The sequence below is a fragment of the Streptomyces sp. NPDC058646 genome (genome assembly GCF_042716875.1).
Classification (GTDB): Bacteria; Actinomycetota; Actinomycetes; order Streptomycetales; family Streptomycetaceae; genus Streptomyces.
The window spans coordinates 1-18,529 of sequence record NZ_JBHXRK010000033.1; the positions used below are offsets into that span (position 1 = coordinate 1).

Genomic DNA, 18,529 nt, shown 5'->3' on the forward strand with positions numbered 1-18,529 from the left:
AGCCAGACCTCGACCAGACCATCAGCAGGATCGGGCAGCGCATCAACGCCGCACACACCCTTCTCGCCTCAGCGTCTGCGACCCGCCTGGAGCTGAACATAAGCCGCCGCCACCGGTCCGGTGGCACCGCACGTTGCTTGGCGTCAGCGACCCGTCCGGAGCTGAACATAAGCCGCCACCGGTCCGGTGGGCACCGCACGTTGCTTGGCGTCAGCGACCCGTCCGGGGTTGGACGTGGGCCGTGACCGGTAGGTCCTGGGAGCTTGCCTCTCACGCACCAGCGGGTTGATTCACCGTGTGGACGCGGGCTGGGAGAGATGTGGCGTCTTGCCGGAGTGAGGGACCGAAAGATCCAGCATCAGACTCCGTCAGCCCCCTTCCCGCGCCCTGACGGTCGCAGTGGGCCCCCGCCCACACACATGCATACGCGCATACGCGTACACAGCCGTGTCGCAGACGCCTGGCGACGCGCCCCGCCCACCGGAGCGTTGGCGGCCTATGTCCAGCCGCAGACGGGTCGCAGACGCCGAGCAATGAGGTAGAGGGCGGGGAGTGGATGCGCTCCCCGATCCTGCCGGTGATCTGGTCGAGGTCTCGCTCCGGCAAGGGCCCTGGAGGCCAGGCCTTGCCACGCTGACCACCCCGAACATGCACCCGTCCCCGGTGAGCGTCTTTTTGGGGGGTTCCCGTCGGTCCTGTCTTTCCGTGGCGGGGCGGGCGGTCAAGGGGGGCCGAAGGCCATCGCGAAGCGACGCGACGAAGGAGCGCCCTTGAGGGCCCGCCCCGCCACGGAGAGACGATAGGACTGGCGGGAAACCCCCAAACCCTCCCTGATCCCGAGAAGGGGTAACAGGCCCCCGAAGCCCAACCCCCGACCCCCCGATGCCGCCCCGTGGTACCGGCCCCCGGGCACCGGCCCCCACCCCCCTACAAGTAATCCTCCAGCCGCCCTATGCGGTAGCCCTGTTCCTGGATGCGTTGCAGCATGCGCGTCGTCATCTGGGTCTCCGTCGAGCCCTTGAGTTCGGACGGGCCCCGGAAGTGGGCCAGGATGATGTCGCCCGGCTTGAGGGCGGAGCCCTCGGCGTACTGGAAGTTGCTGATCTGCATCGACACGCGCCACAGGACCACGGACGAGACCCCGCACTCCGAGGCGGCCCGGAGGGTGTCGTCGTTGTAGTTGCCGAACGGCGGGCGGAAGAGCGGCGGGCGCTGGCCGAAGCGCTTCTCCAGGCGGTCCTGTTGGCCGCATATCTGGTGCTTCTGTGCCGCGAACGGCAGGGTCTTCAGGTTCGGGTGGGTCAGCGTGTGGTTGTTTATCGTGCTCGCCGAGCCGTTGTCGCGGAGCTCCTCGAAGTGCCCGTAGTCCGCCGAGGCCACGCTGTCCGTCAGGAACATGCTGATCGGCAGCTTGAGATCGGCCGCCATCTTCAGGAACTCGGGGTCCTTCTCCGCGCCGTCGTCGAAGGTCAGGAAGACGGTCTTCTCCCCGGCCGGGACGGGTATTCGGTCCACGACCCGGGCCCTGCCCGCCTCGGCCTGCGGCAGGGACGGCTTCTGCGCGGGCTTGGGCGCGTACTGGACGGGGGCCGTCAGGCCCCACTTCTTGTACGCCTCGTCCGAGGCGCCTCCCGCCGCCGGGCTCCCCGCCGCCGACGGCGCGGCCGGCGACGGGGTGGCGGAGGCCGTGTCCGGCGTTTCCTGCGTGGTCTTGCGGCCCAGCCGTTCGATGGGTTCCACGCTGTCCCCGCACCCCGTCAGGGACAGCGCGAGCGCGCCGGCGGCCAGCGTTCCGGCTACCAACCGGCGCGTGTGGTTCACAGATAGTCCTCCAGGCGAGCCACGGCGTACCCCTTCTCCGTGACGGTCTTCATGACATGACGGATCATGTCAGGCATGGTGCCCTTCCAGTCCTCCCGTCCCCGGAAGTGCGTGAGGATGATGTCACCGGGGTGCAGGTCGCGGTCCCACTCGCGGTAGTCCATCCGGTTCGTGAACGCCTCGGCGTTCCACAGCGGCACCGCCTTGATCCCGCAGGACTTGGCCGCGAGCAGCGTGTCCTGGTTGTAGTTGCCGAACGGCGGGCGGAAGAGCGTGGGCCGCTTGCCGAACTGCTTCTGGATCATGTCCTGCTGGCCGCAGATCTCCTGGCGCTGCTTCTCGTACGACAGCGCCGGCATGTACCGGTGGTTGAGCGTGTGGTTGTTCAGGACGACGCCCGCGGCCTGCATCTGCTTGAAGTACGGGTAGTTGTCGCGTACCAGGTAGTCGCTGAGGAACGCCGTGTACGGGATCTTCAGCTCCTGCATCATCTTCACGAACTCGGGGTCCTTCTCGGCCCCGTCGTCGATCGTGAGGAAGACGACCTTGTCCTCCGTCGGGACGGTGGTGAAGACCGGAGGAAGTTCTTCCTCTTCGTGGTCGTCCACCTCGAACCCGTCGCGGGTGGTGATCTCGGGCTTCTCCTTGGGCGCCGCCGGGGCGGCGAGCGGGAGCTTGGCCAGGCCCCACTTCTTCGCGGCGGCGATGCGCGCCTGCTGGGCCGCCTTCATCCGCTCGGCCTGGCTGACCTGCGCCCCGCCCGCGCCCGCGGCTTCGGCGCCCTTGCCCGCCTTGGTCTTGTCCGGTCCTCCGGAATCCGCGGAGCCGCACGCCGTGCCGAGGGCGGCGACCAGCACCGCGGCCAGCGCCACCCCGAACCGGCCGCGCGGACGCGCCGCGTACCGGTGACCCAGTTGCTTCTTATGTTCTTTTTGTCGGACTAGCTGCATAGCAGCGCATCCTGGCACCGCGCGGGCCGACTCCCCGGAAGACACCGCGAGCGGTCGCCCCACCTTCCTCCGGCTGGCCCACACCGGCCCGGCCCCGCCGACCCGTCGCCGACAATGGAGCCGTGACCCCCGAAGACTTCGCCGCCCTCCTCACCCCGGAGGGGCGCTCCCTCCTCGACTCGCTCCGCGACTACGACCCCGCCCAGGAGCTGGCCGTCGCCACCCGGCTGCGCCGCGAGCACCCTGCCGGGCTGGTCTCCGCCGCGCTCGGGCAGGCCCGGCTGCGGCAGCGGGCGGTGGCGAAGTTCGGTGCGGAGGACGCCTTCCGGATGTACTTCACGTCCGGCGGCGGTGAGATGGCCACCCGTGCCTCCGTGGCCGCGTACCGCGCCGATCGGCTCGCGGCCCTCGGCGTACGCAGCCTCGCGGACCTGTGCTGCGGCATCGGCGGGGACGCCCTGGCCCTGGCCCGGCTCGGCATCCGCGTACTGGCCGTGGACCACGACCCGCTGACGGTCGCCGTCGCGCGGGCCAATGCCGAGGCACTGGGGCTCGCGGAGCTGATCGAGGTCCGGGAGGCGGACGTGACGGACGTGGACGTGTCCTCGTACGACGCCGTCTTCATCGACCCGGCCCGGCGCGGGGGCCGCGGGCGGATCTTCGACCCGGAGTCCTACTCGCCGCCGCTGTCCTGGGCGGTCGCCACCGCGCGCGCGGCGAAGTACGCGGCCATCAAGATCGCCCCGGGGATCCCGCACGAGGCCGTGCCCGCGGAGGCGGAGGCCGAGTGGATCTCCGACCAGGGGGACGTCAAGGAGGCCGTGCTCTGGTTCGGCACCGCGCCCGGCACCGTGCGCGCCACGCTGCTGCCCGGGCCGCGGGCCCTGCACACCGCCGCGCCCCTGCCCGATCCCGGGGCCGGGCCGGTCGGCCGCTACCTCTACGAGCCCGACGGTGCGGTCATCCGGGCCCACCTCGTCGCGGAGGTCGCCGAGCAGCTGGACGGCCGGCTGATCGACCCGACCATCGCCTACGTCACCGCCGACGAGCTACGCGCGACGCCGTACGCGACTTCGTACGAGATCACCGACGTGCTGCCGTTCGGCCTGAAGAAGCTGAAGGCGCTGCTGCGCGAGCGCGGGGTCGGCATCCTGACCGTGAAGAAGCGGGGCTCCGCGATCGAGCCGGAGGAGCTGCGCCGGAAGGTGAAGCCGCAGGGGCCGAACTCGGCGACCGTCTTCCTGACCAGGGTGGCGGGGGCCCCGTCGATGCTCATCGGCGCCCCGGCGCCGGCCCCGGCGCCGCCCGCGGCGGCACCCACTACCGCTCCCGGTTCCCCTCCCGGTTCTGCTCCCGCGGCCAGGCCGTAGGCGCCTCGCGGAAGGCGCGCACCGCCCAGCGGTAGTGCACCCCCGCCTTGCCCATGCCCAGGAGCCCGGTGATCCACAGGATCATGCCGAGGCCCATGCAGTAGGCGACCTCGCCGTACGTGTCCTCGCCCGGGCGGGCGGTCGCGGCGACGCCGAAGGCCACCCACAGCCCGGCCGCGGCCAGCAGGAAGGAGGCCAGCAGCCAGGTCAGGCTCCGGGCGGGCGCGCGCAGTCGGCGGTCGGTGACGGGGTCCCGGTCCGCCGCGGCCCACGCGGACAGCAGCCTGCGCACCTGGAGGTCGTGGCGGGCGCCCCTGGCGAACCAGAAGCCGGCGGGGACCAGGACGCCCGCGCCGAGCAGGATGAAGACGACGCCGAGGGGGACGGAGACGAGATCGCCCCCCTCGAAGGCCATGAGGCCCATGCCGAAGAAGGACCAGCCGAGCGCGCAGACCGCCGCGACGGACCAGAGCAGCAGCAGCTGTCCCAGGCCCAGGCTGCGCCGGCCGAGGTCCTCCAGGAACCGCGCACGGTCGGCCCGCACGGCCGTGTCGTCCAGCCGGGCGCGCACGTGTGCGGGAGGCGGTGGGGGCGGCAGTTGACTGCGAGGCATGCTCATGACCATATCTGGACCGCGGCCGGGCACGGCCGGGCCCCCACCGGGGTGGCCCGGCCGTCAGTCCCCGTCGACCCCCATCGACTCGAACCGCCAGCGGTGCACCGCCCGCGTGATCAAGTCGGGCGCGGGCTCCGGCAGTTCGGGGAGGTCCGCCGCCACGCCCTCGGCCGTCTCCCACCAGGTGATGACGAGCACGCGGTCCTGCGGGGCCCGGAACACCTCGCGGCGCACCGGCTCCCGGGCGAGGACCTGCGCCCGGGCCCACTCCAGCAGTTCGGTGCCCCGGCCGTCGGCGGCCCGGGCCTCCCACATCAGCGCGACGGTGCTCACGAGTACAGGTTGTCCTTGCTCAGCTCGTGCACGTGGTCGTGATCGTGGCCGTGTCCGTGGCTGTGGCCGTGCGCGTGGTCGGACCCGTGCGCGTGGCCGTGCTCGCCGGCGCCGGTGCCCGGCACGTGCGGGTCCGTCACCGGCAGCGAGGAGTCGGCGGACAGGTCCCAGTCCGAAGCCGGCCGGTTCCGCTTGACCATCTCCGCGCCCAGGGCCGCGACCATCGCACCGTTGTCGGTGCACAGCTTGGGCCGCGGCACCCGCAGGACGATCCCCGCGGCGTCGCACCGCTCCTGTGCGAGCGAGCGCAGCCGCGAGTTGGCCGCGACGCCGCCACCGATCATCAGGTGGTCGACGCCCTCGTCCTTGCAGGCACGGATCGCCTTGCGCGTCAGCACGTCCACGACGGCTTCCTGGAAGGAAGCGGCCACATCGCGTACGGGCACGTCCTCGCCCGCGTTCCGCTTCGCCTCGATCCAGCGGGCCACGGCCGTCTTCAGCCCGGAGAAGGAGAAGTCGTACGCCGCGTCGCGGGGCCCGGTCAGCCCGCGCGGGAAGTTGATCGCCTTCGGGTCGCCCTCGCGCGCGAGCCGGTCGATGACGGGTCCGCCGGGGAAGCCCAGCTGGAGCACGCGCGCGATCTTGTCGAAGGCCTCGCCCGCCGCGTCGTCGATGGTCGCGCCGAGCGGCCGTACGTCGGAGGTGATGTCGGGGGCCAGCAGCAGGGAGGAGTGCCCGCCGGACACCAGCAGCGCCATGGTCGGCTCGGGCAGCGGCCCGTGCTCCAGCTGGTCCACGCAGATGTGCGAGGCGAGGTGGTTCACCCCGTACAGCGGCTTGCCCAGTGCGTACGCGTACGCCTTGGCCGCCGAGACGCCCACCAGCAGCGCCCCGGCGAGTCCGGGTCCGGCCGTGACGGCGATGCCATCGAGGTCGCGGGCGCTGACCCCGGCCTCCTTCAGGGCACGCTCGATGGTCGGGACCATCGCCTCCAGGTGGGCGCGCGAGGCGACCTCGGGCACGACACCGCCGAAGCGGGCGTGTTCGTCGACGCTGGAGGCGATCGCGTCCGCGAGCAGGGTGGTGCCCCGGACGACGCCGACGCCGGTCTCGTCGCAGGACGTCTCGATGCCGAGGACGAGCGGTTCGTCAGCCATTGCTCTCACTGCTCTCAGTTCGTGCTTGTGCGGGGTCGGTCAGTCGCATGACGAGCGCGTCGACGTTGCCGGGCTGGTAGTAGCCGCGGCGGAAGCCGATGGGCTCGAAGCCGAAGCGCTGGTAGAGCTTCTGGGCGCGGGTGTTGTCCACCCGTACCTCCAGCAGCACCTCCGCGCACTCGAAGGCGGTGGCGGCGCGCAGCAGGTCGGTCAGGAGCCGGGCGCCGAGCCCGGTCCCCCACTGGTCTCGGGCGGCCGCGATGGTCTGTACGTCGGCCAGGTCGCCTGCGGCCGCGAGCCCGGCGTAGCCCACCAGCCGTCCGGAGGCGTCCTCTGCGACGACGTAGCGGCGGGTGGCGTGCGGGCCGCGGGCGTGGGCCAGCTCGGACCAGAACATCCCCGCGGACCAGGCGTCCTCGGGGAACAGCTCGTGCTCCAGTTCCAGCACCGGCTCGATGTCCCACCAGCGCATCTCGCGGAGCACCGTGCTCGCCGCGGTCATTGGGGGGTGACCACCTTGTAGTTCTTGGGCACCTGCGCGTCGGGGCGGCGCAGGTAGAGCGGGACGGGGGGCAGGAAGTCCTCGCCTGCGGCCAGCCGCTGCGCGGCCAGGGCGGCCAGGGCGGCGGCCGACTGGTGCTCGGGGCCCCGGGCGTCGGGGAAGACCTCGGGGTACAGGAGCGCGCCCTGGCCGGCCGCGGGCAGCCCCGCGACCCGTTCGGCGATGTCGGCCGGGCGGTCCACGGCGGGCTCGCCGACGCGCGTGCACGGGTCCTCGTACCGGGCCCAGTACACCTCCTTGCGCCGGGCGTCGGTGGCCACGGTGAAGGGGCCCTCGATCCCGGCGGTCCCGGCCGCGTAGGCGAGGCCGTCGAGGGTGCACAGGCCGTGCACGGGCACGCCGAGGACGGCGGCGAAGGTGGAGGCGGTGACGAGGCCGACGCGCAGCCCGGTGTAGGGGCCGGGGCCGACTCCGACGACGATGCCGGTGAGGGCGTCGAGCGTGAGCCCGGCCTCGGCGAGGACCTTGTCGACGGAGGGCAGCAGCAGCTCCCCGTGGCGGCGGGCGTCGACCTGGTTCGACTCGGCGAGGACGGACTCGCCGTCGTGCAGGGCGACGGTGACGGCGGGCGTGGCGGTATCTACAGCGAGCAGGAGCACGCGAACAGCCTACGACTCCCGGCAGCGGGGGCCTTGCGGCCGGGCACCGGGCGGCCCGGCTGCTACCTTTCGATCGAGGTGGACTAGTCAGCCGGTCGGCGCGGAGGGTGGAGCAAGGTGGCACGCAGCAGCTCGGGAATCGTGGCCGGGCTCACCGCCGCGGCAATCGCCGTCGTGGGCTTCCTCGGCTACCAGGCGTCGGCGACGGCTCCCGCCGCTCCTCCGAAGGCGGCCCAGCCGGTTCCGGCTCCCGTCGAGAACCAGGTCCCTGCCAAGCTCGACCCGGCCAAGCCGGTGCCCCTGCCGGCCGACTCGGGCAGCGGGGTGCGCGTCGTGTACTCCGTGGGTCAGAAGCGGGTGTGGCTGGTGGGAGAGGCGGGACAGGAGCCGAAGTCCTTCCCGGTGGTGCCGAGCACGGTGCACCCGAAGCCGGGGAGCTACGCGGTCAGCTCGCGCTCGAACACGGTGACCGGTTCGGACGGGGTGCCGGTCGAGCACGTCGTGCGGTTCGCCAACGCCGACGGCGTGGTGGTGGGGTTCAGCGCGCGCGTGGACGGTGCGACGCCGGAGCCGGACCCGAACAAGAAGACGGGCGGCATCCGCATGTCGCGCGCGGACGGTGACGCGATCTGGGCGTTCGCGACGATCAACGCGAAGGTCGTCGTCGTTCCCTGACGTCTCCCCGTCGTTCCCTGACGTCTCCCCGTCGTTCCCTGACGTCTCCCCGTCGTTCCCTGACGTCTCCCCGTTCACCCGAACGCGGTACACGCCGTCACGCCGTCCCCGGCCTCGCCTTCACTCGCCGGGCGCGGCCGTACGCGGCTCCGGCGCATGCTCTGCCGTACGCGCCCTGCCCCGCCGGTCCGCCTGCGGGCCGCGCAGCGCCCCGGCCCGGCTCAGGCCGCTTCGGACTCCGGAACACCCTGCTCCGCAGCTGCGCCGGCCCTGACCGCCGCGGCCACCCCGCCGGTCCCGCCGGTCCCGTTTCCGGGCGGCGCCTCGTGGCGCGCGGGAGGCGTGGAGACGGCGGTGGCGGCCAGGCCCGCGGCGAGCAGCGTCCGCATGGACACGGCAGACGGCCGGGGCTCGCGGTGTGCTCCTGCTGGTGCCGACATGGTGCCTCCTGAACCCGGGGACGCCGAACTTAGGCATACCTAAGAAACTCTCGGTACCATGTCACCACGTGCGCTGCCACCAGCGCAATATCTTGCCGACCTGTTGTCGGCATGTTTATTCCGAGAGGACCCCGGCCAGGGCTTCCAGCCCCGCTCCGGCACCCCAGCGCGCGCCGACCCCGCGCAGCGAGACCTGCCGTACGTCGTCCAGCACCTCCTCGTGGCCGACCGCCCGCGCGATCACCACGTGCAGCCGGTCGTCGGAGAGTTCCTCCACCTTGCCGTCGCCCCACTCCACGACGACCACGGACTCGGGCAGCGAGACGTCGAGGTCCAGGTCCTCCATCTCGTCGAGCCCGCCGCCCAGGCGGTACGCGTCCACGTGCACCAGGGGCGGCCCCTCCCCCAGCGAGGGGTGGACGCGGGCGATGACGAAGGTCGGCGAGGTCACGGCCCCCCGCACGCCCAGGCCCTCGCCGAGGCCGCGGGTCAGGGTGGTCTTGCCGGCTCCCAGCTCCCCGGTCAGCAGCACGAGGTCGCCCGGACGCAGCAGGCCGGCGATCCTGCGGCCCAGCTCCCGCATCGCGTCGGGGGAGTCGATGGTGATGACGGTCTCGGTCGCGACCCCGGTCTCAGGCTCCGGTGCCGGGCCGCGCCGCGCTTCCAGCGGTACTTCTTCCATGCCCGCCAACGTTAGTCGCTGCGGGAACCGCTCCGGTGCGCGCCAGCAGCTCGGTCAGCAGCCCGGTCACGGTCTCCGGCTGCTCCAGCATCATCAGGTGCCCGGCGCTCTCCAGGACGGCCAGTTCGGCGCCGGGCAGCACCTCCTTGATGGCCTCGCTGTGCGCGAGCGGGGTGATCATGTCCCGGGCCCCGGCGATGACGGTGACGGGGATGTCCGCGAACCGCTGGAGCGCGGCCGTCTTGTCGTGGGTCTGGAAGGCCGGGTAGAACTCGGCGACCACGTCGATCGGGGTGGCCTCGATGAGCCGCTCCGCGAAGCGCGCGATGGCCGGGTCCACGTCGCGGGAGCCGAACGAGTACATCTTGATCATGCCGGCGAAGAGGTCGGCGGTGGCCCGGCGCCCCTTCTCCACCAGTTCCACCTGCGAGCCCAGCGCCTTGAGGACGCCCGGCAGCAGCCGGCGTACGGCGCCCACGCCGACGGACGGCAGCCCGTACGTCACCCCGCCGAGGTCTCCGCTGGACGTGCCGACCAGGGCCACGCCGACGACGCGTTCGCGCACGAGGTCCGGGAACTGCTCGGCACATCCCATGATGGTCATACCGCCCATCGAGTGACCCACGAGGATCAGCGGGCCCTCGGGGGCGGCCGCGTCGATGACGGCCTTCAGGTCCCGGCCGAGCTGCTCGATGGTGACGGGCTCGCCGTCCGCCTGGGCCATGCCGCGCGCGCTGCGGCCGTGGCTGCGCTGGTCCCAGTACACGGCGCGGACCACTCCGCGCAGGGCGGCGCGCTGGAAGTGCCAGGAGTCCTGGCCGAGGCAGTAGCCGTGGCAGAAGACGACGGTGGCCGGGGGCTCGGCCTTGCGCCTCAGGCGCCGCTTGGCCGCGGCGTCTCCGGGCAGTTCGTCGATCTCGTAATAGAGCTCGGTGGCGTCCTCGGCGCGGCAGATCCCCTCGGTCCCGCGCAGGGAGCCGTAGTCCCCGGCGACGTCCAGGGCCAGGCGCGCCTCCCTGCGCATGCCGCGTCCCACGGTGATCCGCTCGACCGCGACCCCGGCCGCGGCACCCGCGGCCAGCACGCCGATGGCGGCACCGGCCCAGCCGGCCTTGCGCCAGTTCTCGCTCACGCCGCCGCCCTCACTCCACCTCAGCCGCCCAGGTACACCCGGGGCACGCGCCCTCCGATACGGGTGACGATCTCATACGCGATCGTGCCCGACGCCCCGGCCCAGTCCTCGGCGGTGGGTTCACCGCGCTCGGCGTCGCCGAAGATCACGACCTGGTCCCCGGCCCGGGCGAGGTCGTCACCCAGGTCGACCACGAACTGGTCCATGGCGACCCGCCCGGCGACGTGGTGGACCTTGCCGCCGACGAGGACGGGCCCGCGCCCGGAGGCGTGCCGCGGAATCCCGTCGGCGTACCCGGCCGGGACCAGCGCGAGGTGCGTCTCGGCCTCGGTGACGTGGTGGTGCCCGTAGCTCACCCCGTGCCCGGCCGGGACGGTCTTGACCAGGGCGAGGGAGGCCTTGAGGGCCATCGCGGGGCGCAGGCCCAGCTGGGCCGGGGTGCCGAGTTCCGGGGCGGGTGACACCCCGTAGACCGCGATTCCGCAGCGGACCAGGTCGAAGTGCGACTCGGGGAGGGTGAGCGTGGCGGGCGAATTGGCGATGTGCCGGACCTCGGGCTCGACGCCCTCCTTCTCGGCGTACGCCAGCATGTCGCGGAAGGCGGCGAGCTGGAGCTGGATGGACGGGTGCCCGGGCTCGTCGGCGCAGGCGAAGTGCGACCAGACGCCGGTGACCTGGACGGTGCCCTCGGCCTGGGCGGCGACGGCCGCGCCGACCAGGTCCGCCCAGTCGGCGGGCTGGCAGCCGTTGCGGCCGAGCCCGGTGTCGGCCTTGAGCTGGACGCGCGCGGGGCGGCCCGCGGCGCGCGCGGCGGCCCGGACCTCGTCCAGGGCCCACATCCCGCTGACGGAGACGTCCAGATCGGCCTCGACGGCTTCCCGCCAGGGCCCTCCGGGGGTCCACAGCCAGCACATGATCCGGCCCTCGATCCCGGCGGCGCGCAGCGCGAGCGCCTCCTCGGGCGTGGCCGTCCCGAGCCAGGAGGCGCCTGCCTCCTGGGCTGCCCTGGCGCAGGCCAGGGCCCCGTGCCCGTAGGCGTTCGACTTGACCACGGCCATCAGGGCGGACCGGGGCGCCCGCTCGCGCAGCGCGCGCACGTTCTCCCGTACGGCCTCGAGGTCGATCTCGGCGTACACGCGCATGGGTGTCTCGTTCATCGCCCACAGTCTCTCAGACCCCGCTCAACCCCCCGGCAGTCCCGGCCCCGGCAGAAGCAGCGGGGGCGGCGGACGTAGCCGGGCCCCGGCAAATCCAGCCCCGCCGGCGTTTGAGGCGCGGAGTCGGGGGCGGAGCCCCGGGGCCCGGCCCGGCGGTCAAGGGTGGCGGGTGTCCCGCCAGGCGCCGGGCAGGGCTTCGGCGACCTCATGGGCCAGCACCGGCGCGCCGCCACCGGCGGCCCGGCGCCCCGCCAGCCCGTGCAGGTACGCGCCCACCGCCCCGGCGTCCGCCCCGGACAGCCCCGCCGCCAGCAGGGACCCGGCCAGCCCGGACAGCACGTCCCCGCTCCCGGCGGTCGCCAGCCACGCGGTCCCGGTCGGGTTCACCCGGACGGGGCGGCCGCCGCCGGCCACGAGCGTCGTCGAGCCCTTCAGCAGCACGGCCGCCCCGTACCGCTCCGCCAGGGCCCGCGCCGCGGACAGCCGTCCCGCCTCGACCTCCTCCCGCGCCACCCCCAGCAGCGCGGCCGCCTCCCCGGCGTGCGGGGTCAGCAGGGTCGGGGCCGTCCGGGCCCGCAGCACCGCGGGGTCCAGCCCGCGCAGCCCGTCCGCGTCGACCAGCACCGGAACGTCCTGGGCCAGCACCTCCGCGACCTCCCCGGCGCGCCCCTCCCCCAGCCCGGGCCCGGCCACCCACGCCTGCACCCGGCCGCGCCCGATCAGCGTCTCGGGGTACCCGGCGAGGACGGCCTCGGCCGCCGGTCCCGCGTAGCGCACCGCGCCCGCACCGCCCCGCAGGGCTCCGGCGACGGTCAGGACCGCCGCGCCCGGGTACTGCCGGGACCCGGCGAGGATGCCGACGACCCCGCGCCGGTACTTGTCGCTCGACGCGGTGGGCAACGGCAGCAGCCGCGCCACGTCGGCGTGCTGGAGGGCCTCCATCTCCGCGTCCGGCAGCTCCAGCCCGATGTCCACCAGGTGCACCGCCCCCGCCCGCGAGGCGCCGGGGTCGACTAGCAGCCCGGGCTTGTACGCGCCGAAGGTCACCGTCACGTCGGCGGCCACGGCGGGCCCGGCCACTTCGCCGGTGTCGGCGTCGACCCCGCTCGGCAGGTCCACCGCGACCACCGGCACCCCGGGCGGGACCTGCCCGGCCAGGGCCGCGGCCGCGGGCCGCAGCCCGCCGCGGCCGCCGATCCCGAGGAGCCCGTCCACCACCAGGTCCGCCCGGTCCGGGACGGCCGCCGCCAGCCGCCCGCCGGCGGCCCGCAGCGCGGCCAGCCCGCCCGGGTGCAGGCGCTCCGGATCCATCGGTACCGCCGTGACCCCGGCCCCGCGCCGGGCGAGGCGCGCGCCCGCGTACAGGGCGTCGCCGCCGTTGTCCCCGGGCCCGGCCAGCAGGGCTACCCGTGCCCCGTACACGCGGCCCCGGCGCCGGGTCAGCAGCCCGGCGCAGACGGCGGCCAGTCCGGCCGCAGCCCGCTGCATCAGGGCGCCTTCGGGCAGCCGGGCCATCAGCTCCCGCTCGGCGGCCCGTACGGTCTCCACGCTGTAAGCAGTACGCATGGGACCAGCCTGCCGCACGGCGGGGGTCATCCCTCGGCGATCACCACGGCGGAGGCGATGCCGGCGTCGTGGCTCAGCGAGATGTGCCAGGACTTCACGCCCAGCGCCAGCGCCCGGGCCTCGACCGTCCCGGACACCCGCAGCCGCGGCTGCCCGGACTGTTCGACGTAGACCTCGGCGTCGGTCCACAGCATCCCGGCGGGCGCGCCGAGGGCCTTGGCGAGCGCCTCCTTCGCGGCGAACCGGGCGGCGAGCGAGGCGGTCCCGCGCCGCTCGCCGCTCGGCAGCATCAACTCGGAATCGAGGAAGAGCCGTTGCGCCAGCTGCGGCGTGCGTTCCAGCGCCGCGCCGAAGCGTTCGATCTCCGCGACATCGATTCCTACGCCGATAATCACAATCCCTGCCCCGCCTGCTACTCCACCGTCACCGACTTGGCGAGATTACGCGGCTGGTCGACCTCGTTGCCGCGTGCCGTCGCCAGCTCGCAGGCGAACACCTGCAGCGGCACCGTCGCCACCAGCGGCTGGAGCAGGGTCGGTGTCGCCGGGATCCGGATCAGGTGGTCGGCGTACGGGAGGACGGCCTCGTCGCCCTCCTCCGCGATGACGATGGTGCGGGCCCCGCGCGCCCGGATCTCCTGGATGTTCGACACGATCTTGGCGTGGAGCACCGACCGCCCCCGCGGCGAGGGCACGACGACGACGACCGGCAGGTCCTCCTCGATCAGTGCGATCGGGCCGTGCTTGAGCTCGCCCGCCGCGAAGCCCTCGGCGTGCATGTACGCCAGCTCCTTGAGCTTGAGGGCGCCCTCCAGGGCCACCGGGTAGCCGACGTGGCGGCCGAGGAACAGCACGGTGTCCTTGTCGGCCAGGGACCGCGCGAGGGCCCGTACGGGCTCCATGGTCTCCAGGACGGTGTCGACGGCGGCGGCGATGTCGGACAGCTCCCGGATGACCACCTCGATCTCGTCGCCCCATTTGGTGCCCCGGACCTGTCCGAGGTAGAGGGCGACCAGGTAGCAGGCCACCAGCTGCGTCAGGAAGGCCTTGGTCGAGGCGACGGCCACCTCGGGTCCGGCGTGCGTGTACAGCACGGCGTCGGATTCGCGGGGAATCGTCGAGCCGTTGGTATTGCAGATGGCCAGCACCTTGGCTCCCTGCTCGCGGGCGTGCCGGAGCGCCATCAGGGTGTCCATGGTCTCGCCGGACTGCGAGATCGCGACCACCAGCGTCCGCTGGTCCAGGATCGGGTCGCGGTAGCGGAACTCGCTCGCCAGCTCCGTCTCGCAGGGGATGCGGGTCCAGTGCTCGATGGCCAGCTTCGCGATCATGGCGGCGTGGTAGGCGGTGCCGCAGGCCACGATGACGACCTTGTCGACCTCCCGGAGGACCGAGTCGGGGATGCGCACCTCGTCCAGGGTCAGCGAGCCGTTCGCGTCGATCCGGCCGAGGAGGGTGTCGGCGACGGCCTTCGGCTGCTCGGCGATCTCCTTGAGCATGAAGTAGTCGTACCCCCCCTTCTCGGCCGCCGAGGCGTCCCAGTCCACGTGGTACGCCCGCACGGGTGCGGGTGCGCCGTCGAAGTCGGTCACCGTGACGCCTTCGCGGCGCAGTTCGACGACCTGGTCCTGCCCGAGCTCGATCGCGGACCGGGTGTGGGCGATGAAGGCGGCGACGTCCGAGGCGAGGAAGTTCTCGCCCTCGCCCACGCCCACGACCAGGGGCGAGTTCCGGCGGGCGCCGACCACCACGTCGGGCTGGCCGGCGTGCACGGCGACCAGGGTGAAGGCGCCCTGCAGCCGCCGGCACACCTGCCGCATGGCCTCCGCGAGGTCCGCGGTGGCGGTGAAGCGCTCCGCCAGCAGGTGGGCCACGACCTCGGTGTCGGTCTCGGACTCCAGCCGGTGGCCGCGCTCGGCGAGTTCGGCGCGCAGCGCGGCGAAGTTCTCGATGATGCCGTTGTGGACGACGGCCACCCGGCCCGCGTTGTCCAGGTGGGGGTGGGCGTTGGCGTCGGTGGGTCCGCCGTGGGTCGCCCACCGGGTGTGTCCGAGGCCCGTGGAGCCGGCCGGCAGCGGCCGCCCGACGAGTTCCTTCTCCAGGTTGACGAGCTTGCCGGCCTTCTTGACGGAGACGAGGTCCCCGTCGGCGAGGACGGCGACGCCCGCCGAGTCGTAGCCGCGGTACTCCAGCCGCTTGAGTCCGGCGATGACCACATCGAGCGCCGACTGCGCTCCCACGTAACCCACAATTCCGCACATAGGCGGCAGGGTACGCCTGAGTCGGGCTCTTGCCCCGTACCCGAACAAGACGAAAACCCCGCCCCGGCGACAGCGCCGGAGCGGGGTTGACGTTCAGTTCGAACGGACTCAGCCGAGCTTCTTCACCTGCGCGTCGACGATGGCCTGCGGCTTGTCCGCGGGTCCCGAGAAGCTCGACGCGGTGTGCGTCGCGACGGTGTTGCCCTTGCGCACGACGACGGTCTCGGTCGTCACCTGGACGCCCTCGACGTTTGCCGTCAGCGCGACGCTGAGGGCCTCGTCGCCACCCGTCGCGGTACCGGACGCCACCTTGTCGATCTTGGTGTTCTCGCCCTCCATGGTCAGGGTGAAGCCGGCCGCGCAGGCCGTGGCGGCGGTCTTGACGGCCGCGAAGGCCTCTTCCGCGCCCTTGCCCTCGTACGAGGCCAGGGTGACGGCGGTGCGGGTGCCCGCCAGCATCTTCAGACCGGCCGCGGCCTTCTCGTCGGGGGTGGCGTTCTCGTCCGTCTTGGGGACGGCGATGGCCTTGGTGCGCGCGACACCGGCCGCCGTGCCGACCGGGGCGTAGCCCTGCGTCTTGACCACGGGCAGGCACTCGGCCTTGTCGCTGGAGGCGGCGGCGCCGGCCTTCACCTCGGTCTCCGGGACGGCGGCGAACTGGTAGGCGGCCAGGTCGGCCTTGGTCACGATCAGGCCGCCGAGCTCGGCGTCCGTCTTCGCCTTGGCGGCGGGCGCGGCGGAGGTCGCCGGGGCGGCGGACGGCTTGGCGTCCGCGTTCTTGTCCTCGGCCTTGTCGGCGCCGCAGGCGGTGGCCAGCAGGGCCAGGGACACCGCGGAGGCGGTCAGGACGGAACGGCGGACAAGAGCGGAACGCACGAAGGATCTCCCCCAGGAACACAGAAAGCGCACAGACGGTGCACAGGAATCAGTCAGAGCAGCCCGAAGGAAGCAGTTCCGGGCCGCGGTGATCCACAATGTACGACTCGGATCGATCACCCGATCAACATTTTCCGCCGTCGGCGCCGATCGTGACCGGGGCGAGATCCGCACTGCCCCCAATCGAGACCGGCGCCCCCACCACCCGGCCGCCCCGTGCTCCCGGCGGGCCCCGGCCCTGCGCACGTGACCGACCACACCACCCACAACCGCCGCCGAGCCCCGACAATGGCGGTGTGATCACTTCGCCGCCACGAAGCAACACGCCGGACAGCGCAACGGAGCGCACCGGCCCGGACGGGCCTTCCGCACGTCCGGCCCACCGCCGGACCCCCGACGCCTCCCCCTACCTCGACCTCACCCGCGCCGAGTGGAGCGCCCTGCGCGAGCGCACCCCCCTCCCCCTGACGGCCGACGAGGTCGAGCGGCTGCGCGGCCTCGGTGACGTCATCGACCTCGACGAGGTCCGCGACGTCTACCTCCCGCTCTCCCGCCTCCTCAACCTGTACGTCGGCGCCACCAGCAACCTCCGCGGCACGCTGAACACCTTCCTCGGCGACGCGGGCAACGGCCACGGCTCCCAGCAGGGCACGCCCTTCGTCATAGGGGTCGCCGGTTCCGTGGCCGTCGGCAAGTCCACCGTGGCCCGTCTGCTCCAGGCCCTCCTCGCCCGCTGGCCCGAGCACCCGCGCGTGGAGCTGGTCACCACCGACGGCTTCCTGTACCCGATGAAGGAGCTCCAGCGGCGCGGGCTCACCTCCCGCAAGGGCTTCCCGGAGTCGTACGACCGGCGGGCGCTGACCCGTTTCGTCGCCGACATCAAGGCCGGCAAGGACGAGGTGCGGGCCCCGGTCTACTCGCACCTGATCTACGACATCGTCCCGGGCGAGGAGCTCGTCGTACGCCGCCCGGACATCCTGATCGTCGAGGGCCTCAACGTGCTCCAGCCGGCCCTCCCGGGCAAGGACGGCCGGACCCGGGTCGGCCTCGCCGACTACTTCGACTTCAGCGTGTACGTGGACGCGCGCCCCGAGGACATCGAGCGCTGGTACCTCAACCGCTTCCGGAAGCTGCGCGAGACGGCCTTCCAGAACCCCTTCTCCTACTTCCGCAAGTACACCCAGGTGTCGGAGGAGGAGGCCCTGGAGTACGCGCAGACCATGTGGCGGACCATCAACCGGCCCAACCTGCTGGAGAACGTGGCGCCCACGCGCGGCCGGGCCACCCTCGTCGTCCGCAAGGGCCCGGACCACAAGGTGCAGAAGCTGAGCCTGCGCAAGCTCTGACCGCGCCCCGCTAGGGTGCAGGCATGCTGCATCTGCGGATGATCACCCCGTCCGACCGGACGGAGGCGGTGGTGGCGGTCGTCGAGAGGACGGTCGGTACCACCCATCTGGTCGTACTGAAGGACGCGGCGCGCGTACCCGCGGGCGACCTCGTCCTGTGCGACGTGGCCCGGGAGGCCGGGGACGAGCTCATCCAGGAGCTCCAGGGGCTGGGCCTCGACGAGGTCGGTTCCATCGCCGTCGAGAACATCGAGCTGTCGCTGTCGAAGCGGGCCGAGGAGGCCGAGGCGGAGGCTCCGGGCGAGGCCGCCGACGCCGTGCTGTGGGAGCAGCTGACCGACGCCACGCACGAGGAGTCCACGCTCACCATCACCTACTGCGCGTTCATGATCCTCGCGACGATGATCGCGGCCTGCGGCGTGGTGCTCGACAACGCGATCCTGATCGTGGGTGCGATGGCCGTCGGCCCGGAGTTCGGCCCGCTCGCGGGGGTCTGCGTCGGGGTCGTGCAGCGGGAGCCGCGGCTCGCCCTGCGGTCCCTGGGGGCGCTGCTGGCCGGCTTCGCCGCGGCGATGGCCGCCACCACCGCCTTCAGCCTCGGCATGGACGCGATCGGGCAGTTCCAGCCCGGCATGCTCGACAGGCCGCGTCCGAACACCGGCTTCATCTGGCAGCCGGACCCCTTCTCCTTCGTGGTCTCGCTGCTGGCGGGTGTGGCCGGGGTGCTGTCCCTGACCTCCGCGAAGTCGGGGGCGCTGGTCGGCGTGGCGATCTCGGTGACCACCGTCCCGGCCGCCGCGAACGCCGCCGTGGCCCTCAGCTACGGGGAGTTCGCCCAGATGTGGGGTTCGGCGGAGCAGCTGCTGCTGAACCTGGGCGGGATCATGCTGGCCGGCATCGTGACCCTGTGCGGGCAGAAAGCACTGTGGCGGACCCAGCAGGATCGCTGGGTCCGCCGGGCCAAGAGCTCCGCCCCCGGCCGTTGAA

Annotated in this window: 19 protein-coding genes; 4 read left to right on the forward strand and 15 right to left on the reverse strand. The window is 72.9% G+C overall.

The window, feature by feature from the left end; translation table 11 throughout:
• Nucleotides 1–927 precede the first annotated feature (927 nt).
• Both ACFWUZ_RS30825 and ACFWUZ_RS30830 read right to left on the reverse strand, forming a co-directional pair.
• Nucleotides 928–1,821, reverse strand: coding sequence for a polysaccharide deacetylase family protein (locus ACFWUZ_RS30825; protein ID WP_384380224.1), 894 nt, complete (start codon nucleotides 1,819–1,821; stop codon nucleotides 928–930).
• Nucleotides 1,818–2,771, reverse strand: a complete 954-nt coding sequence (locus tag ACFWUZ_RS30830) for a polysaccharide deacetylase family protein (protein ID WP_384380226.1) — start codon at nucleotides 2,769–2,771, stop codon at nucleotides 1,818–1,820. Before ACFWUZ_RS30830 ends, ACFWUZ_RS30825 begins: the two co-directional genes overlap by 4 nt.
• A 122-nt stretch (nucleotides 2,772–2,893) precedes the next feature.
• Between ACFWUZ_RS30830 and ACFWUZ_RS30835 the strand changes: the two genes are divergently transcribed.
• Entirely contained in the window at nucleotides 2,894–4,141 is a 1,248-nt protein-coding gene (locus ACFWUZ_RS30835) for a methyltransferase domain-containing protein (RefSeq protein ID WP_384380229.1), read from the forward strand.
• Here the strand turns inward: ACFWUZ_RS30835 and ACFWUZ_RS30840 are convergent.
• The 5 genes from ACFWUZ_RS30840 to tsaB all read right to left on the reverse strand — a co-directional run bounded on the left by ACFWUZ_RS30840 (nucleotide 4,092) and on the right by tsaB (nucleotide 7,408).
• The gene (locus ACFWUZ_RS30840; protein WP_384380232.1) at nucleotides 4,092–4,754 is read right to left on the reverse strand and encodes a hypothetical protein; all 663 of its coding nucleotides are present in this window, start codon (nucleotides 4,752–4,754) and stop codon (nucleotides 4,092–4,094) included. The genes ACFWUZ_RS30835 and ACFWUZ_RS30840 overlap by 50 nt on opposite strands.
• Before the next feature lie 63 nt (nucleotides 4,755–4,817).
• A complete protein-coding gene (locus tag ACFWUZ_RS30845) occupies nucleotides 4,818–5,090 on the reverse strand; it encodes a hypothetical protein (RefSeq protein ID WP_384380235.1) in 273 nt (90 codons plus the stop codon).
• Complete coding sequence (gene tsaD / locus ACFWUZ_RS30850) at nucleotides 5,087–6,247, reverse strand: tRNA (adenosine(37)-N6)-threonylcarbamoyltransferase complex transferase subunit TsaD (RefSeq protein WP_384380238.1); 1,161 nt, start codon at nucleotides 6,245–6,247, stop codon at nucleotides 5,087–5,089. The genes ACFWUZ_RS30845 and tsaD overlap by 4 nt, the downstream gene beginning before the upstream one ends.
• Entirely contained in the window at nucleotides 6,240–6,749 is a 510-nt protein-coding gene (gene rimI, locus ACFWUZ_RS30855) for a ribosomal protein S18-alanine N-acetyltransferase (RefSeq protein ID WP_384380241.1), read from the reverse strand. The genes tsaD and rimI overlap by 8 nt, the downstream gene beginning before the upstream one ends.
• Nucleotides 6,746–7,408, reverse strand: coding sequence for a tRNA (adenosine(37)-N6)-threonylcarbamoyltransferase complex dimerization subunit type 1 TsaB (gene tsaB, locus ACFWUZ_RS30860; RefSeq protein ID WP_384380244.1), 663 nt, complete (start codon nucleotides 7,406–7,408; stop codon nucleotides 6,746–6,748). Before tsaB ends, rimI begins: the two co-directional genes overlap by 4 nt.
• 117 nt (nucleotides 7,409–7,525) lie before the next feature.
• Between tsaB and ACFWUZ_RS30865 the strand changes: the two genes are divergently transcribed.
• Nucleotides 7,526–8,083, forward strand: a complete 558-nt coding sequence (locus tag ACFWUZ_RS30865) for a hypothetical protein (RefSeq protein WP_384380247.1) — start codon at nucleotides 7,526–7,528, stop codon at nucleotides 8,081–8,083.
• Between the two features lie 221 nt (nucleotides 8,084–8,304).
• On the opposite strand, the gene ACFWUZ_RS30870 is transcribed toward ACFWUZ_RS30865, so the two are convergent.
• The 8 genes from ACFWUZ_RS30870 to ACFWUZ_RS30905 all read right to left on the reverse strand — a co-directional run bounded on the left by ACFWUZ_RS30870 (nucleotide 8,305) and on the right by ACFWUZ_RS30905 (nucleotide 16,196).
• Complete coding sequence (locus ACFWUZ_RS30870) at nucleotides 8,305–8,523, reverse strand: hypothetical protein (RefSeq protein ID WP_384380250.1); 219 nt, start codon at nucleotides 8,521–8,523, stop codon at nucleotides 8,305–8,307.
• A 115-nt stretch (nucleotides 8,524–8,638) separates the two neighbouring features.
• Nucleotides 8,639–9,205: a tRNA (adenosine(37)-N6)-threonylcarbamoyltransferase complex ATPase subunit type 1 TsaE gene (gene tsaE, locus ACFWUZ_RS30875; RefSeq protein ID WP_384380253.1), complete on the reverse strand. Its 567-nt coding sequence runs from the start codon at nucleotides 9,203–9,205 to the stop codon at nucleotides 8,639–8,641.
• Entirely contained in the window at nucleotides 9,156–10,337 is a 1,182-nt protein-coding gene (locus tag ACFWUZ_RS30880) for an alpha/beta fold hydrolase (protein ID WP_384380256.1), read from the reverse strand. The genes tsaE and ACFWUZ_RS30880 overlap by 50 nt, the downstream gene beginning before the upstream one ends.
• Before the next feature lie 20 nt (nucleotides 10,338–10,357).
• Nucleotides 10,358–11,494, reverse strand: a complete 1,137-nt coding sequence (gene alr, locus ACFWUZ_RS30885) for an alanine racemase (RefSeq protein WP_384380259.1) — start codon at nucleotides 11,492–11,494, stop codon at nucleotides 10,358–10,360.
• Between the two features lie 156 nt (nucleotides 11,495–11,650).
• Nucleotides 11,651–13,060 carry an NAD(P)H-hydrate dehydratase gene (locus tag ACFWUZ_RS30890; RefSeq protein ID WP_384380262.1) on the reverse strand — a complete coding sequence of 470 codons (1,410 nt, stop codon included), beginning with the start codon at nucleotides 13,058–13,060 and terminating at the stop codon, nucleotides 11,651–11,653.
• A gap of 26 nt (nucleotides 13,061–13,086) precedes the next feature.
• On the reverse strand, nucleotides 13,087–13,458 hold the full coding sequence (locus ACFWUZ_RS30895; RefSeq protein ID WP_384380371.1) for a holo-ACP synthase: 372 nt from the start codon (nucleotides 13,456–13,458) through the stop codon (nucleotides 13,087–13,089).
• Nucleotides 13,459–13,472: 14 nt separating this feature from the next.
• Nucleotides 13,473–15,320: a glutamine--fructose-6-phosphate transaminase (isomerizing) gene (gene glmS / locus ACFWUZ_RS30900; RefSeq protein WP_384380265.1), complete on the reverse strand. Its 1,848-nt coding sequence runs from the start codon at nucleotides 15,318–15,320 to the stop codon at nucleotides 13,473–13,475.
• Between the two features lie 108 nt (nucleotides 15,321–15,428).
• Nucleotides 15,429–16,196 (reverse strand): hypothetical protein, encoded by a 768-nt coding sequence (locus ACFWUZ_RS30905; protein ID WP_384380268.1) that lies wholly within the window; start codon nucleotides 16,194–16,196, stop codon nucleotides 15,429–15,431.
• A 296-nt stretch (nucleotides 16,197–16,492) separates the two neighbouring features.
• Between ACFWUZ_RS30905 and coaA the strand changes: the two genes are divergently transcribed.
• On the forward strand, nucleotides 16,493–17,542 hold the full coding sequence (gene coaA, locus ACFWUZ_RS30910) for a type I pantothenate kinase (protein WP_384380271.1): 1,050 nt from the start codon (nucleotides 16,493–16,495) through the stop codon (nucleotides 17,540–17,542).
• Nucleotides 17,543–17,565: 23 nt separating this feature from the next.
• Entirely contained in the window at nucleotides 17,566–18,528 is a 963-nt protein-coding gene (locus ACFWUZ_RS30915; RefSeq protein WP_384380274.1) for a DUF389 domain-containing protein, read from the forward strand.
• The last annotated feature ends 1 nt before the right edge of the window (nucleotide 18,529 follow it).